Raw genomic sequence first — 491 nt, forward strand, 5'->3', positions numbered from 1 at the left:
GGTTGAAGGCCAGGCAGTTATGCCGCTCCAGATCCTCGAGCGTGTGCGGCACCCCATGCTTGGCGAAGTAGGCCGGCGTGCCGCAGACCACGCGCTTGTTCGTCGCGAGCTTGATCGCAACGAAATTCGGGTCGATGGCGCCGCCGATGCGGATGCCGACGTCGTAGCCCTCGCGCACGAGATCCACCACGCGGTCCGTCAGGTTGAACGAGATCTGCACTTCGGGATTGGCACGCAGAAACGCCGGCGCGTGCGGCGCCACATGCTTGCGGCCGAACGCGGCCGGGGCGGACACGATCAGGTGGCCGGTGGCCTTGTGCTTGCCTTCGGCAATCAGCATCTCGGCGCGGTCCAGGTCGGACAGCGCCTTCTTGCACTGCTCCATGAACGCCGCGCCCTGCTCCGTCACGACGATGCGGCGTGTGGAGCGGTGCAGCAGCTTCACGCCGATGCGCGCCTCGAGCGCGTTGATGCGGCGGCCGATCATCACC

General features: G+C 67.0%; 1 protein-coding gene. It reads right to left on the reverse strand.

The genetic code is table 11. The features are described 5' to 3' along the window. Nucleotides 1-491 (reverse strand): LysR family transcriptional regulator (locus AB4Z35_RS30325; protein ID WP_442101205.1); only part of this gene is annotated, 491 nt, incomplete at both ends.

It is taken from the genome of Pseudomonas sp. KB_15, from assembly GCF_052114525.1.
GTDB lineage: Bacteria > Pseudomonadota > Gammaproteobacteria > Pseudomonadales > Pseudomonadaceae > Aquipseudomonas.